This window comes from Streptomyces sp. DSM 41931, assembly GCF_050271085.1.
Taxonomy (GTDB): Bacteria; Actinomycetota; Actinomycetes; order Streptomycetales; family Streptomycetaceae; genus Streptomyces; species Streptomyces albogriseolus.
Window position 1 is genome coordinate 4559598 of sequence record NZ_CP189902.1, and the last position, 14532, is coordinate 4574129.

General features: G+C 70.4%; 17 protein-coding genes. 16 read left to right on the forward strand and 1 reads right to left on the reverse strand.

The annotated features are described in order from the left end of the window. Positions 1 to 7: 7 nt before the first annotated feature. The 6 genes from ACP7TJ_RS21250 (at position 8) to ACP7TJ_RS21275 (ending at position 4439) form a co-directional block, all read left to right on the forward strand. Positions 8 to 1447: a sensor histidine kinase gene (locus ACP7TJ_RS21250; protein WP_390922108.1), complete on the forward strand. Its 1440-nt coding sequence runs from the start codon at positions 8 to 10 to the stop codon at positions 1445 to 1447. Continuing rightward, positions 1437 to 2240: a response regulator gene (locus ACP7TJ_RS21255; protein WP_427764628.1), complete on the forward strand. Its 804-nt coding sequence runs from the start codon at positions 1437 to 1439 to the stop codon at positions 2238 to 2240. The genes ACP7TJ_RS21250 and ACP7TJ_RS21255 overlap by 11 nt, the downstream gene beginning before the upstream one ends. A gap of 150 nt (positions 2241 to 2390) precedes the next feature. Beyond that, positions 2391 to 2591, forward strand: coding sequence for a Flp family type IVb pilin (locus ACP7TJ_RS21260; RefSeq protein ID WP_093766821.1), 201 nt, complete (start codon positions 2391 to 2393; stop codon positions 2589 to 2591). Then, positions 2588 to 3202: a pilus assembly protein TadG-related protein gene (locus tag ACP7TJ_RS21265; protein WP_093767030.1), complete on the forward strand. Its 615-nt coding sequence runs from the start codon at positions 2588 to 2590 to the stop codon at positions 3200 to 3202. Before ACP7TJ_RS21260 ends, ACP7TJ_RS21265 begins: the two co-directional genes overlap by 4 nt. A gap of 33 nt (positions 3203 to 3235) precedes the next feature. Beyond that, positions 3236 to 3817, forward strand: a complete 582-nt coding sequence (locus ACP7TJ_RS21270) for a hypothetical protein (RefSeq protein ID WP_093766822.1) — start codon at positions 3236 to 3238, stop codon at positions 3815 to 3817. Positions 3818 to 3824: 7 nt separating this feature from the next. Continuing rightward, positions 3825 to 4439, forward strand: coding sequence for an OmpA family protein (locus ACP7TJ_RS21275; protein ID WP_093766823.1), 615 nt, complete (start codon positions 3825 to 3827; stop codon positions 4437 to 4439). Positions 4440 to 4445: 6 nt separating this feature from the next. On the opposite strand, the gene ACP7TJ_RS21280 is transcribed toward ACP7TJ_RS21275, so the two are convergent. Then, positions 4446 to 4817, reverse strand: coding sequence for a DUF192 domain-containing protein (locus ACP7TJ_RS21280; protein WP_427767426.1), 372 nt, complete (start codon positions 4815 to 4817; stop codon positions 4446 to 4448). 89 nt (positions 4818 to 4906) lie between these two features. Between ACP7TJ_RS21280 and ACP7TJ_RS21285 the strand changes: the two genes are divergently transcribed. The 10 genes from ACP7TJ_RS21285 (at position 4907) to ACP7TJ_RS21330 (ending at position 14378) form a co-directional block, all read left to right on the forward strand. Further along, positions 4907 to 5554: a hypothetical protein gene (locus tag ACP7TJ_RS21285; protein ID WP_427764631.1), complete on the forward strand. Its 648-nt coding sequence runs from the start codon at positions 4907 to 4909 to the stop codon at positions 5552 to 5554. Positions 5555 to 5583: 29 nt separating this feature from the next. Further along, positions 5584 to 6225, forward strand: a complete 642-nt coding sequence (locus tag ACP7TJ_RS21290) for a hypothetical protein (protein WP_427764634.1) — start codon at positions 5584 to 5586, stop codon at positions 6223 to 6225. A gap of 47 nt (positions 6226 to 6272) precedes the next feature. Further along, positions 6273 to 6917 carry a hypothetical protein gene (locus ACP7TJ_RS21295; RefSeq protein ID WP_427764637.1) on the forward strand — a complete coding sequence of 215 codons (645 nt, stop codon included), beginning with the start codon at positions 6273 to 6275 and terminating at the stop codon, positions 6915 to 6917. A gap of 128 nt (positions 6918 to 7045) precedes the next feature. Then, positions 7046 to 7705, forward strand: coding sequence for a hypothetical protein (locus ACP7TJ_RS21300; protein ID WP_427764640.1), 660 nt, complete (start codon positions 7046 to 7048; stop codon positions 7703 to 7705). Next, positions 7693 to 8724, forward strand: coding sequence for a hypothetical protein (locus ACP7TJ_RS21305; RefSeq protein WP_193459063.1), 1032 nt, complete (start codon positions 7693 to 7695; stop codon positions 8722 to 8724). The genes ACP7TJ_RS21300 and ACP7TJ_RS21305 overlap by 13 nt, the downstream gene beginning before the upstream one ends. Positions 8725 to 8796: 72 nt before the next feature. Beyond that, the gene (locus ACP7TJ_RS21310; protein WP_367449754.1) at positions 8797 to 9675 is read left to right on the forward strand and encodes an LLM class flavin-dependent oxidoreductase; all 879 of its coding nucleotides are present in this window, start codon (positions 8797 to 8799) and stop codon (positions 9673 to 9675) included. 65 nt (positions 9676 to 9740) lie between these two features. Next, positions 9741 to 10562: a class I SAM-dependent methyltransferase gene (locus ACP7TJ_RS21315; RefSeq protein WP_401543555.1), complete on the forward strand. Its 822-nt coding sequence runs from the start codon at positions 9741 to 9743 to the stop codon at positions 10560 to 10562. Between the two features lie 568 nt (positions 10563 to 11130). Beyond that, complete coding sequence (locus ACP7TJ_RS21320; RefSeq protein ID WP_401407046.1) at positions 11131 to 11715, forward strand: hypothetical protein; 585 nt, start codon at positions 11131 to 11133, stop codon at positions 11713 to 11715. A 171-nt stretch (positions 11716 to 11886) separates the two neighbouring features. Beyond that, positions 11887 to 12660 (forward strand): isoprenyl transferase, encoded by a 774-nt coding sequence (locus tag ACP7TJ_RS21325; RefSeq protein WP_093766831.1) that lies wholly within the window; start codon positions 11887 to 11889, stop codon positions 12658 to 12660. Positions 12661 to 13052: 392 nt separating this feature from the next. Further along, positions 13053 to 14378, forward strand: coding sequence for a PhoH family protein (locus tag ACP7TJ_RS21330; RefSeq protein WP_167740931.1), 1326 nt, complete (start codon positions 13053 to 13055; stop codon positions 14376 to 14378). Positions 14379 to 14532 lie beyond the last annotated feature (154 nt).

Genomic DNA, 14532 nt, shown 5'->3' on the forward strand with positions numbered 1-14532 from the left:
GAGTGCGATGACGACGACGCGGACGCGAAGGGGACGGGCGTGGCGGCGGCGCCGCGGCCCGGCTCTTCGACGGCGGGCGGGGGCGGGGCCGGTCGCGCCGGTCGCGGTGCGAGCGCGGACGCCGCAGGGGGTGGCGGGGACGCCGGTTCCGCCGCACACGCCTCGCGTCCCCCAGGAGCCGCCCGCCCCACCGGTCACGGACACCCAGCTCCAGGTGAACGCCCTCCAGGCACTGTGCCGGCAGGCCTTCGGCTTCCGGCTCGCGATGATCGCCGTGGCCGCCCCGTCCGCCCTGCTCAACGCGGGCCCCGGCTGGGGCGTACGCCTGGTCGGCAGCGCGGTCGTCGTCACCTTCATGGTGTCGTACGCCCTCTTCCGCGACTGGGAGCGCTTCGGCCCCCTCCTCCTGCGCCACCCCACCCTCCTCGCGGCGGACACCCTCTTCGGCGCGCTGCTGCTGGTCTCCGCCGGCCCCGACACCACCCTCGCCTACGTCAGCGTCTGCACGCCGCTGCTCGCGGGCCTCATCTACGGCTGGCGCGGCGCGGCCGTCTTCGCCTCGCTCCAGGGCGTGATCCTGCTGCTCGTCCACGCCACGCTGGACAACCCGCACACGGAACCCGCCGAGACGCTGATCCTGCCCGGCCTGTGCGTGATCGCGGGGGCGGTCGGCTCCAGCCTGCGCAAGCTGATGCTCCACCTCGGCGAGGCGACCCGCGCCCTGGCCGCGGTCCGGGCCCGGCTCGCGGTCACGGAGGCGGTCGACGCCGAACGGGCGCGTCTGGCCCGGGAGATGCACGACTCGGTGGCCAAGACGCTGCACGGGGTCGCCCTGGCGGCCGACGGCCTGGCCTGCTCGGCGGGCGCCGCCCGCATGGACCCGGCCCTGGTCAAACGCCAGGCGGAACTGGTCGCGCGGTCCGCGCGGAGGGCGGCCGCCGAGTCACGGGAACTGCTGACGGACCTGCGGAGGCAGGGGGAGCCGGGGCGGGCGGTGGACGTGCTGGGGGAGCTGGCGTGTGCGGTGCGGGACTTCAGGGCGCGGAGCGGGGCGCCGGTGACGTACGCGAGGACGGGTGAGGGCGGCCGGCCGCTGCGGGTGCCCCCGGCGGTGGCCCGCCAGCTCCTCTCCATCACCGAGGAGGCGATGGAGAACGCCCACCGTCATGCACGGGCGGCTCGAGTGGACGTACGGGCCGCCGTTCAGGCCGACGTTCTGACGGTCAGCGTCCGCGACGACGGCACGGGCCTGCCCGGCCTCCCCGCCCCTCCCGACCTCGACCGCCTGCGCCGCTCGGGCCACTTCGGCCTGGTGGGCATGGCCGAACGGGCCGCCTCGGTCGGGGCGCGCATCAGCTTCGGACGGGGCGAACGGGGGCGCGGCACGGAGGTGCGGGTGGAGTGGCCGCTCGCGTTACCGAGGACGGAGGTCCGCCATGAGCGGTGAACGGGACCCGTTCGGGGAGGTGCCGCCTCCCGACCCTCTGCGGCTGGTCGTGGCCGACGACAACCCGGTGGTCCGCGCGGGGTTGACGGCCCTCCTCTCCGGCCGCGAGGACCTGGAGGTGGTGGCGGAGGCGGCGGACGGCAGGCAGGCGTACGAGGCGACGCTCGCCCACTCTCCCGACGTGGTGCTGCTGGACGTCCGCATGCCGGGGGTGGACGGCCTCACGGCCCTCCCTCACCTGGTGCCGCTCACGGCGGTCCTGATGCTGACGTACAGCGGGGAGTCGGACATCGTCCACGAGGCACTGCGCCGGGGCGCCAACGGGTATCTGGTGCACGGCGAGTTCACCCCGGACGAGCTGGTGACGGCGGTACGGGACGCGAGGCGGGGGAGGCCGCACTTGACGCCGACAGCGGCGGGGAGGTTGCTGGCGCAATTGCGGGCGGGGGGTGCTGGCGACTCCGCTTCCGGCGCTGCGTCTGGGAGGAGTTGGCTGAATGCCGGACCTACTTCTACGGAAAACCTTTCGCAACTGCAACCAGGTATGGCACAGTCGGTGTCTGACAGGTCGACGTACGGGCTGAGCGCGAGGGAGGCGGAGATCATGGAGCTCATCGCGTCCGGCATGAGCAACCAGCAGATCGCCGCCACCTGCTTCATCAGCGAGAAGACGGTCAAGAACCACATCAACCGCATCTTCGCGAAGCTGCACAGCACGAGCCGCTCCGAGGCCACGGCCAAGTGGCTCGGGACGCGGCGGGGTCCGGCCCGGGACGGAGGTGACCGGTGGTGAGGCGCACGCCGACGACGCGATGGGCCCGCCCTTGGGTCCGGAAATGGGCCCCGGGACCCTTGAGGGGCCTGACCAACCCCTCGTACGGTGCCGAGGTCGACAGCGGCCCCGGCACCCAGGCCGCCACCGCGTCAGCCGGAGGGGAACACCATGGGCAACTGGATCAACACGACGGTCAGGCACCTCCAGTCCCGCGCATCCCGTCGCGACGACCGGGGGCAGACGGCGGTGGAGTACCTGGGGATCATCGCGGTGGTGGTGGCTATTGTGCTGGCGATCACGGGGACGGATATCGGGCAGACGATCTTCAATGCCATCACCGACAAGATCAGCGAGGTCACCGGCATCTGACCCGTCGGCGGCACATCGCCGATTCCGGGCAGGCCTTTCCCATCTACATCACGGTGGTGGGGGGTCTGCTCTTTCTCGCGTTCGCGTACCTGGCCGTCGGTCAGGCTGCAGCGAACCGGAACGGCGCGCAGACCGCCGCCGACGCTGCGGCTCTCGCAGCCGCACAGGAGAGACGCGACCAGCTGTCCGGGGCGTGGGTGGAAAACCTCCTCGACCCCGAGAAGTGGCAGGACATCTTCGATGGCATGGCGGAAGGGCTGACACCGTCGTGCTGGAGGGCCGAGCAGCTGGCTGCCGCCAACGACGCGACGGTCCTGAGCTGCGATGCGGACGGTCTCCTCGGCTACACGGTCGAAGTGCAGACGAACAAGACGGTCGGTGATTCCATCGTGCCCGGCACCGAGACGAAGAAGTCAAGGGCGACGGCCAGCGCGGTGATCGAGCCACGCTGCGGCTTCGAACTACCCGCCGGGGGAGAGGAAGCCGACGAAGAGGAAAGGCTCCCGACGCTCAATTGCAAGGGCGGGACCGACTGGGAGCTGGACCCCGAGGCGCCCGAGGACCTGCTGCCGAAGCCCGAGGACCTTTTCGACGTTCACCTGGCCGACTGACAAGCTAACGACGAGTGACTGAGGATGCAGGGTATGAGCGTTCGGTTCACAACGAGGGCCCGTAGCGGGGCCGTCGCGCTGGTTGTTGCGGCCGGACTGGCCCTGGGCGTGGCCGGCTGCGGCGGTGGCGGGGACGACGACGGCAAGCCGGAGAGCACCGCGTCCGCATCACAGGAACGCGGGTCCGAACCGAGCGCTCAGGAAAACGAAGCCACGGAGACGCTCGCGGAGCTCAGGGGGCCGGACGGCTTGCTGCTCCAGGTCACCTCGGCCGAGCGGGACGACGGCGGCTTCGTCACGGTCAACGGGACCCTGAAGAACGACAGTGACAAGTCGCTGAACCTGCCCGCGCAGCTGAGTGGCAACGAGACCGAGGTCATCCGCAACGGTCGGTCGCTCGGCGGGGCGACGTTGGTCGACAGCAAGGGCAAGAAGCGCTACTACGTCCTGCGTGACACGGACGGCCGCCCTCTGACGACCACGGGCATCACCGGCATCAAGTCGGGTGAGTCGGTGCCGGTCTTCATGCAGTTCCCCGCGCCGCCCACCGACACGGTCGAGGTGTCCATCCAGTTGCCCATGTTCGCCAGCGGCACCATCCAGATCTCTGGGTGAGGCAGGGATGACACACACGCGCCTCCTTCTCATCGGCACGCTCGCCACTCTGCTGGCCGCCGGCCCGGCCGTGGCCCGCGCCGACGACGGACCGAGCGTCCCGCCGGGCACGGAAGCCAGCGCCTCCGCGCCCGTGGAACTGGACCCCAACGACCCCGACCTGAAGCTCCCCGACGGGGCCACCCTCGCCGAGCCGAAGGTGCTGGACATCAAGTCCGTCGTCGAGGACCAGAGCGGGGACGAGCGCCGCGAGGACACGAACACGAACGTGACGTTCGCCCTCCAGGCGGAGGTCCTCTTCGGCAAGGACAGCGCCAGGATCTCCGGACAGGCGAGGGCCCGCATCAGCGTCATCGCGAACGAGATCAAGACGCAGAACGCGACCCGCATCCGCGTCTTCGGGTTCACGGACAACCTCGGCTCGTCCGCGCACGGCGACGTGCTGTCCCGCAAGCGGGCCAACGCGGTGCACGGCATCCTGGAACAGGAGCTGAGCGACGCGAACATCACCTACGAAGTGCGTGGGTACGGCGAGGACTACCCGATCGCGGACAACTCGACGGAAGAGGGCCGGAAGAAGAACCGGCGGGTGGAGATCTCGTTCCCGCGAGGGGAGAACTGAGCCGGCTCAGCGGAGTGCACGGACCTCCACCACCGCCCCCACGCCAAGCCCCCATCCCGCCATGGCGCCCGCCTCGGCCTCGACCACATGCCGCGCCCGGACGCGCGGCCGCCCCAGCCGTCCCGGCGGCATGGTGCGCACGGCGAGCACGCGGAGCCGCCGGTCCAGGTAGGCGACGTCGATGGGCATGCGCATACGGAAGGTGTGGATGCTGTTGGCGGGCGTGAGCAACAGGGCTTCCTCCAGGGCGTCCCGCCCGAGCAACCCCCGCGTCCGCGCCCGATAGGACGCCGCGATCTCCAACGGCACCCGCGCGCTGACGCCCCCGTCCGGCCGCAGCACGACCAACTCCCCACGCCCGTCCCGCCACCGCACCACCGCGCCTCCCCTCACCCCGGCGAACGTACCCCGCGCCACTGGATAACGTGACCCCACGAAAGCGACGCCTCGCCCCACCGGGAGCTTCCTTGAACCGCCGCACCGCCCTTCTCACGACGCTCGCCGTGACCACGGCCCTGACCGCGACCGCGTGCGGCGGCGAGGACACGGCCGCCTCGGAAAAGCCGGCAGACAGCAAGCCTGCGTCCCAGGCCCCATCCCCTGCCCCGACGCCAACGGCGTCGGAATCAAGCGTGCGCCCGACCATGACGTTCCCGTCCGACGCGAAGAATGTCTTCGAATACGAGAAGACGGGCGACGCGGCGAAGGACGCGGCGCTGCGGGACAGCACGCTGGGCGTGAACTCTGTGGACGAGGCCATCTTCAAGGGTTCGACCGATTCCGAGGCGCTGGGCTTCTACAACGTGGACCGTGCGCTGAGCGGGGCGATCGTCTTCGTCAACCGGTACATCAAGGCGAACGACACATGGGTCGGTGAGACCCGGTACTTCGACTACGAGGTGGAGCTTTCCGGCACCAAGAAGGCGTACATCACCTATTGCTCGGACGAGAGCAAGTCCTTCCTGAAGAACAGGAAGACCGGCAAGGTGGACAACACTCCGACCACTGCCGACAGTTACGTGCTCTACCACACCGCACTCACCAAGAATGCCGACGGCGTCTGGCAGACGACGGACGTCGCATCCGAGCGGGGCAGCGAGAAGTGCCAGCCGTGAATGCGCGACAGCCACTCCAGGAGCCGACCGTGAACCGCCGCCCCACCCTCCTCACAGCACTGGCACTGACCGCTACCGCCGCCCTGACGCTGTCCGCGTGCGGAAGCGACGACGACAAAGCGAGCGGCACCCAGGCCGATGGCGGCAACAAGCGCGCGTCCGTGAGCACGTCGGCCGCCACGTCTCCCGACCGCCCGAAGATTGAGTTGCCGGCAGACCTCGAGCTGACCTTCGAGGGCGGCGAGACGGGTGACCCAGTCAAGGATGCGATCCTCGCGGACAACGCGGAACGGATGCGCGCGGTCGACGCCGCGATCACCGGGACGGACCCCGAGGGCAAGGCGCTCGCCTTCTACAACACCGGCAAAGCCCTGCAAGCCGCGCAGGACTGGGTCGTCCAGTTCGAGGAGGCCGGGGCGACATTGACTGGCGAGGCCCGCTACTACGACCGCGAGGTGACGCTCACGGGCGAGGACTCCGCCACCCTGGTCTTCTGCGCGGACGAGAGCAGGGGCTTCAGCAAGGACAAGAAGACCAACGAGATCCACAAGACGCCGGTCACCAAGAACAGCTACGTGCTGTACAACACGAGGCTCGACAAGAACGCAGAGGGCGTCTGGCAGACGTCTCAGATCATCTCCACCAGGGGCGCGACTCAGTGCCAGCCATAGATAACGTGACCCCACGAAAGCGACGCCTCGCCCCACCGGGAGCCTTCTTGAACCCCCGCCGCCTCGTCCTCGCCACCCTCGCCCTGGCCGTGGCACTGACGCTCACCGCCTGCGGCGGGAACGACACCGACGCGCCTGCCAAGGGCAGCGACAAGGCTTCCGCTGCTGCACAGCCCTCGCCCTCGCCTTCGGCCCCCGCCGCCGACGGCGGTCGCCCCGTGATCAAGTTGCCTTCCGACGTGACCCACGCGTTCGACTGGGGCACGACGGGCGACCCCGTGAAGGACGCCGTGCTCGCGGACACCGAGCAGCGGATCAAGGCGGTGGATCTGGCCATCGCGGAACAGGACCCGCTCCACGAGGCCTACCGCTTCTACTCCGAGGGCACGGCTGCCGCGGGAAGTCAGCGGTACATTCAGGACTTCGTCGATCACAAGGCTCGTACGGCGGGGTTCACCCGCTTCTACGACGCCGACGTGACGGTCCACGAGGACGGAACCGCCGCCCTCGTCTACTGCGAGGATCAAAGTAGGGCTTTCAACAAGTTCCTCGAGACCGGCAAGACGGACGTCACACCGGTGACCAAGAACTCCTACGTGATCTATGCGGCCACCGTGCGGAAGAACGGGAACGGTGTGTGGGTGACCGAGCGTCTGTCGTCGCAGCGGGGAAGTGCCACGTGCCGGCCCTGACGTAGGGCTCCGCGTCCCAATTCGGTATTAGCTGTGTTGCAGTTGACCCATTCGCTCTGGTGTCGCGCCGCGCCCGCTGGATAGCGTTGGTGCGCTGATGTGACGCCTCGCCCCACCGGGAGCCGACTGTGAACCGCCGTCCCACCCTGCTCGCAGCGCTTGCGCTGACCGCCACCGCGGCTCTGACGCTGTCCGCGTGCGGAAGCGACGACGACACTCCTGCGAAGGACAGCGACACGATCGCGGGAGCGGACACGGGTGACAAGAAGTCGCCCTCGCCGGCCACGTCCGCCCCGGTCTCGGACGACCGCCCGAAGATCGAGCTGCCCAGTGACCTCTCCTACACCTTCGACTGGCCGAAGACCGGCGACAAGGAGAAGGACGCGGTCCTGGCCGACAGCGAGCAGTCCATCAAGGCGGTGGACCAGGCGATCGTCAAGCAGAACGCACTGGACAAGGCCTACCTCTACTACTACGAGGGTGAAGCAGCGGCCGAGACGCAGAGGTTTGTGCAGGACTACGTGGACCACAAGGCCGCGGTCACCGGGTCCTACCGCTTCTACGCACCGGAAGTGAATGTCGGTAAGGATGGAACGGCCTCGCTCAGCTATTGCGAGGACCAGGGCAAGGCCTTCGTGAAGTACCTCGAGACCAACAAGATCAAGAAGACCGAGGTCACCGCCAAGAGCTACGTGATTTACCACACGTCGCTGAAGAAGAACGACAAGGGCGTGTGGGTCATTCAGAAGATCGTCTCGCAGAGTGGGAGCGCCAAGTGCCAGCCGTGACCCGCACTTTCCGGACGTTCGCCGCTGTCGGCGCGGTCGTGTTCCTCCTGGCCCTGCCCGGCGTGGCTCACGCCGACGACGACCTGGGCAGCGGAACCCAGGGTGAAGACAAAGGCGCCAACCTCAACGACGACGGCACCCTCTCCGTCTCCGCCGGAGGCGTCCGCTTCGATCACTCCAAGAACGGCAAGGGCGGCAAGGTCGGCGCGCTCACGTCGAGCACCTCGTGGTCGCCCCCGCCCTGCTGGTACGCGCCCAAGTACTCCCCCGAGGAGCTGCAGGCGTACCTGGAGCCGATCTGGGAGGCCGGTTCGACGGGGCACGAGTGGGACAACGAGCAGCGGAAGAAGTACACGAACCCCGACGACCCGGAGAAGGACTTCAACAAGCACAAGTCCGGCAAGGGCTACTGGTGGGGCTCGTACGTCGACAAGAGCTTCCCGCCCGGCTGGGACTCCTGCACGAGGGACTACTTCTGGGTGGATCAGGGCGACCCGCCGCCCGCGGACGTCGAGAACGCCGTCACGCCGGAAGTTCTCGCCGAACTCGCCTACTCCGAGATCCGCGTCCCCGGCACCGAGGTCACCCTCGCGCCCGCGCAGGCGACCAAGGTGAATCTGCCGACCTGGTCGTGGCTCGACGGCGCAGAGTTCCAGCCGGTCTCGGTGACCGCCTCCGTGCCGGAGATCGGCATCTACGCGACGGCCACGGCGGAGCCGGTCGCGCTGAAGATCCAGCCCGGCACCCCGGACGCCGAGACGTACCCCGCCTCCGGTGTCTGCGAGATCGACAACGGCCGTATCGGAGAGCCCTACGCCAAGGGCAAGGCGAACCGGACGCCCCCGTGCGGGGTGAAGTACCTGCGCTCCTCCGGCGACGGCACCTTCCCGCTGCAGGCGACCGTCACCTGGGAGGTCCGCTGGACCGGATCCGGCGGCGCGGGCGAACGTCTGCCCGACGGTGAGTTCGGAGCGACCCAGGACGTCGTCGTCCAGGAGATCCAGTCCGTCAACCGCTAGCCCGACGGACACCGCTCCCCCCGCCCCGGCAAGGGTTTGCCGGGGCGGGCCCGTGTGGGTAGGTACACCCGCATGACGACGACACTCGGTGCTGTGTTCCGCCCCCAGCTCGCCCCCGAGCGGCTTCGCTCCGTCGTGCGCACCGCCGACGCGGCCGGGCTCGAGGAGCTCTGGCTGTGGGAGGACTGCTTCCGGGAGGGCGGCATCTCCACCGGCGCCGCCGCCCTCGCGTGGAGCGAGCGTCTGCGCGTCGGCGTCGGACTGCTGCCCGTACCCCTGCGGAACGTCGCCGTCACCGCCATGGAGGCCGCCTCCCTGCACCGGATGTTCCCCGGCCGTCCGATCCTCGGCGTGGGGCACGGCGTCCAGGACTGGATGGGGCAGGTCGGCGCGCGCGTCGGGTCGCCCCTCACCCTGCTGCGGGAGCATCTCCTCGCCCTGCGCGCCCTGCTGGCCGGGGAGACGGTGACGGCCAAGGGCCGCTACGTCACCCTCGACGACGTCGCGCTCGACTGGCCCCCGTCCGGCCCCGTCGACGTCCTGGCCGGAGGCATGGGCCCGCGCACCGTACGGCTCACCGGCGAGGCCGCCGACGGCACCATCCTCACCGCCGACACCTCCGCCGACGGCGTCCGGCAGGCGTGCGGGCTGATCCGGGAGGGCCGCGTCGAGGCGGGGCGTGACCCGGAGGGCCACCGGGTCGTCGTCTATCTGCTGACCGCGACCGGCGACGGGGCGCACGAGCGGCTGCGGGCCGAGCTGGTCGCCGAGGGGCACGGCGCGGACGCCGGCCTCGGGGTCGCCGGGGACGCCCGCGCCGTCGCCGACGCCGTACGACGGCTGGCCGAGGCGGGCGCCGACACGGTCGTCCTCCAGCCGACCGGCGACGAACCCGACCCGGAGGGCTTCGTCCGCTTCGCCGCGGAGGACGTGCGGCCACTCCTCACCTAAACCGCCCCCGCGGGGCGGGAGAAAAGCACGCGACGGACCGCCCCGTCCTCGTGCATCCTCGCCGCATGACCCCGCCTCAACCCCGCACCCGGACGGGTACGTTCGACGAACTCCTCGCCGAGGGCGCCTCCGTGCCCACCGAGGGGTGGGACTTCTCCTGGTTCGAGGGGCGCGCCACCGAGGCCCGGCCGTCCTGGGGGTACGCCGCCACCGTCGCCGGCCGGCTGGGCGCGGTGGACGGGCCCGTGCTCGACGTCCAGACCGGCGGGGGAGAGGTCCTCGCGTTCGCCCTCGGCCGGGCGTCCCGGCGGCCCCCGCTGGTCGCCGCCACCGAGGGCTGGCCGCCCAACGTCCGCAGGGCGGCGCACACGCTGCGGCCGTACGGCGCCGCCGTCGTCGCGGCGGCCGAGGACGCGCCGTTGCCGTTCGCCGACGGGTCCCTCTCCCTCGTCACCAGCCGGCACCCCGTCCGGCCGCTCTGGGACGAGATCGCCAGGGTGCTCAGGCCCGGCGGCGCCTACCTCGCCCAGCACGTCGGGCCCGCCAGCGCCTTCGAGCTCGTCGAGTACTTCCTCGGCCCGCTGCCCGAGGAGAGCCGCACGGCGCGCGACCCCGGGCGGGAGCGGCGGGACGCCGAGGCGGCCGGTCTTGAGGTCGTGGAGCTGCGGGCCGAGCGGCTGCGCATGGAGTTCTTCGACATCGCCGCGGTGGTGCACTTCCTGCGCAAGGTGATCTGGATGGTTCCCGGGTTCACGGTCGAGGCGTACCGGCCGCGGCTGCGGGAGCTGCACGAACGGATCGAGGCCGAGGGGGCCTTCGTGGCCCACAGCTCACGTCATCTCGTCGAGGCCCGCAGGCCGGGCGGACCGGGCAGGCCCGGGGCCTGACGCCCGCGCGGTCCACGCGCGTAGTGTCCGCATCGTTATGGGTGAGGGCTGGTATCGGCGGCGGTGCGTCCCTTAGGTTCGGACCAATTGATTCGCGCAAGCAAAGCTGCGCGGAAGGGTCACCGCGCAGTGGAGGGGGCTGCGCGGTGTCCGCATTCCCGGCGCGCATCGCCCGCCTCTCCTCCCCGCCTCCCCGCCGCCCCGTCTCCGGGTCAAGCCGCAGCCCGCGCCGGGGTCACCCGTCGGGGGGACGGCCGGAAGAGTGGCCGGAAAGGTGCAGGGTTGGTGTCACACCGTGCACACAGTCCCCTCAGCGCCCTTTTCTCGCGCGATTTCGCCCGGTTCCGGCCAGGAAGACCCCCTGAATCGGCTCCTCCGAGGGCATCCGGGCGTCGCCGGGCGGTTTCGGAGAGTAGTTGTGCCGCGCCGATGCACGCAGCATCACTTACGAAGGGTTATGGTGGAAACCCCCCCTCGGGCCGGTCCGTCTCCCCCCCACGGACCGGCCCGTTTTTTCTTGCTCACCGCTCTCCGTCGCTTCCCGCATCCCGCTGGCTAGAGTCGCGGCATGTCGAACGAGCATCCGGCACCGGCCCCTCAGCAGCCTCCCGGCGCCCCGGGCCCGTACGGCCCGCCGCCCGCGCAGCCGCCGTACGGACAGCCCTACGGACAGCCCTACGGACAGTCCGGCACCCCCTCGCCGTACGGACAGCCCTCCCCGTACGCCCAGCCCTCATACGCCCAGCCCCCCGGCTGGCCCGCCACCGTGCCCGCCGGCATGCCCGGTCCCGTCCGCGCCGCGCAGATCGTGATCTTCGCGGCGTTCGGGGTCGGCGTGCTGCTGACCGTCCTCGTCGCCGCCGGCGCGGGAGCCTATGGGGCGGGGCGGTTCTTCGGTATGCACCTGATGACCGCCGTGCTGTTCGTGCTGGCGTTCCGCTTCCCGACGGCGGGCAACGGTGTGCGCGTGGCCTCGATCGTGCTGGCCTGCCTGCAGATCTTCTTCGCGCTCAGCGGCACCGCCCGGGGCGTTCCGCTCGGCATCCTGCCGCTCGGCACCGGCGTCGCCGTCCTGGTGCTGCTCTGCCGGGAGCCCTCGAAGCAGTGGTTCCGGAGGCAGCGCGCAAACGGCGTGCCACCGCAGTACAGCTGACAAAAGCGCGCCAGACCGGACGTTGGGGACCCCCGCCCCGGCGGGGGTACGCTTCGCCTCTGGGGACCGCCATCCGGGCAGGGGCCGCCCGCGGCCGAGACCGGGCCGCTTGCCGCGTGACGCGGCGGGGCGCCGCGCCTGTCCGATCCGTACGGAGGGGCTGACGATCACGTGAACCTGCGCGACAAGCTGCGGAGCCTGCTGGTCAGGCTGTACGCACGCCGGGTGGAAGGCCACCTGGACACCGCTCAGGTGCCGAAGCACATCGGCGTCATCATGGACGGCAACCGCCGCTGGGCGAAGGCCTCGGGTTCCAGCACGGTGCACGGCCACCGGGCCGGCGCCGAGAAGATCGAGGAGTTCCTCGGCTGGTGCTCCGAGACGGACGTCGAGGTGGTCACCCTGTGGCTGCTGTCGACGGACAACTTCGACCGGCCCAAGGAGGAACTGGTCCCGCTCCTCGGCATCATCGAGGACGTGGTGCGCACCCTCGCCGCCGACGGACGCTGGCGGGTCCACCACGTGGGCACGCTCGACCTGCTGCCCTCCGGAATGCAGACGGTCCTGAAGGAGGCCGAGGCGGCCACCGCGCACGTCGACGGAATAGTCGTCAACGTCGCCATCGGGTACGGGGGACGCCAGGAGATCGCCGACGCCGTGCGCTCCATGCTCTTCGAGGCCCACGACAAGGGCGTCCCGATGGACGAGCTCGCCGAGTCCGTGGACGTCGACATGATCGGACGTCACCTCTACACCAAGGCGCAGCCCGACCCGGACCTCGTCATCCGCACGAGCGGCGAACAGCGGCTGTCCGGATTCATGCTGTGGCAGACGGCCCATTCGGAGTACTACTTCTGCGAGGTCTTCTGGCCGGCCTTCCGCAAGGTGGACTTCCTGCGCGCGCTGCGCGACTACGCCGCCCGCCACCGCCGCTTCGGCGGCTGAGCGCCCTCACCTCGCCTCCCGCACCTCGCCTCCCGCACCCCTTCTCCCGCATCGCCGCGGCACCCGGAGCGCCTCCGCACCACCTCGCGCCCCCCTCGGGTCACCAGGCGTCACGCGCCGTTCACCGGCGCGTCGTCACGGGCCGTGGCATGGCAGCGCTTCTTCGAGGGCATAACTCAGTCAGGTCGACGCCCGAACCACGGGTGTCGGATCTCAGCGGACGGCACGGGAGCCGTCCGCCCGGGAGGCCCTTTGCACCAGCCCGACCGTGCGGTCACGGCACGGAAGAAGCGGCGGAGGGCCGGTTCTCGGTCCGCTGTGCATCGCGGCCGTCGACCGGTCCAGCTCCGTCTCGTCGCTCCCCGACCTCATCCGAGGGGGTTCGTCCTTCCGTGGTGACCAGCGCAAAGCGCCACAAGCCCGACCGGCGCACCTACGTTCTCGACACCAGCGTCCTGCTGGCCGACCCCCATGCCCCGAGCCGCTTCGACGAGCACGAGGTCGTGCTCCCCGTTGTCGTGGTGACGGAGCTGGAGGCCAAGCGGAACCATCCCGAGCTCGGCTACTTCGCCCGCCAGGCCCTGCGCCTGCTGGACGACTACCGGGTGCGGTACGGCCGTCTCGACGCCCCCATCCCGACCGGGGACCTCGGCGGAACCCTGCGGGTCGAGCTCAATCACTCGGACCCCAGCGTGCTGCCCAGCGGCTACCGCCTGGGGGACAACGACTCCCGCATCCTCGCGGTCGCCCGCAATCTGCAGGCGGAGGGATTCGACGTCACCGTCGTCTCGAAGGACCTCCCGCTCAGGATCAAGGCGTCCTCCGTCGGCCTCCTCGCCGAGGAGTACCGCGCGGAGCTCGCCATCACGGACTCCTCCGGCTGGACCGGGATGTCCGAGCTGACCCTGCCCGGCGAGCAGGTGGACATCCTCTTCGAGGAAGGCCATGTGTATGTGCCGGAGGCCGCGGACCTGCCGGTGCACACGGGCCTGACCATCCAGTCCGAGCGCGGCAAGGCGCTCGGCCGGGTCACCCCGGAGGGCAACGTCCGCCTGGTGCGCGGCGACCGGGAGGCGTTCGGCATCAAGGGCCGCAGCGCCGAGCAGCGGATCGCGCTCGACCTGCTGCTGGACCCGGACGTCGGGATCGTGTCCATGGGCGGCCGGGCCGGCACCGGCAAGTCCGCGCTCGCGCTGTGCGCGGGTCTGGAGGCCGTGCTGGAGCGGCGGCAGCACCAGAAGGTGATGGTCTTCCGTCCGCTGTACGCGGTGGGCGGGCAGGAGCTGGGCTATCTGCCCGGTTCCGAGGCCGAGAAGATGAGTCCCTGGGCCCAGGCCGTGTTCGACACGCTGTCGGCGGTCACCAGCCGGGAGGTCATCGAGGAGGTCACCGCGCGCGGCATGCTGGAGGTCCTGCCGCTCACCCACATCCGGGGCCGCTCGCTGCACGACGCGTTCGTCATCGTGGACGAGGCCCAGTCCCTCGAGCGGAACGTCCTGTTGACCGTTCTGTCCCGGATCGGGGCCAATTCCCGGGTTGTCCTGACGCACGACGTGGCGCAGCGGGACAATCTGAGGGTCGGCCGGTACGACGGTGTGGTCGCCGTCGTGGAGAAGCTGAAGGGGCACCCGCTGTTCGCCCACGTGACCCTGAGCAGGTCCGAGAGGTCCCAGATCGCGGCCCTTGTGACCGAAATGCTCGAAGACGGTCACATCTGACCCTCGCGTCCCAACACGGGTCGGTTACGCGGGAGTTGGCGCCGTCCGGAAAAGGCGTAGAGCCTAGCCGGGCGGCGTCGGCGCGTGTGCGGCTTTCCGATAATCGCTGGGGCCAAACGACATGTGAGCTTTCACACGCAACAGAGAATTGCCT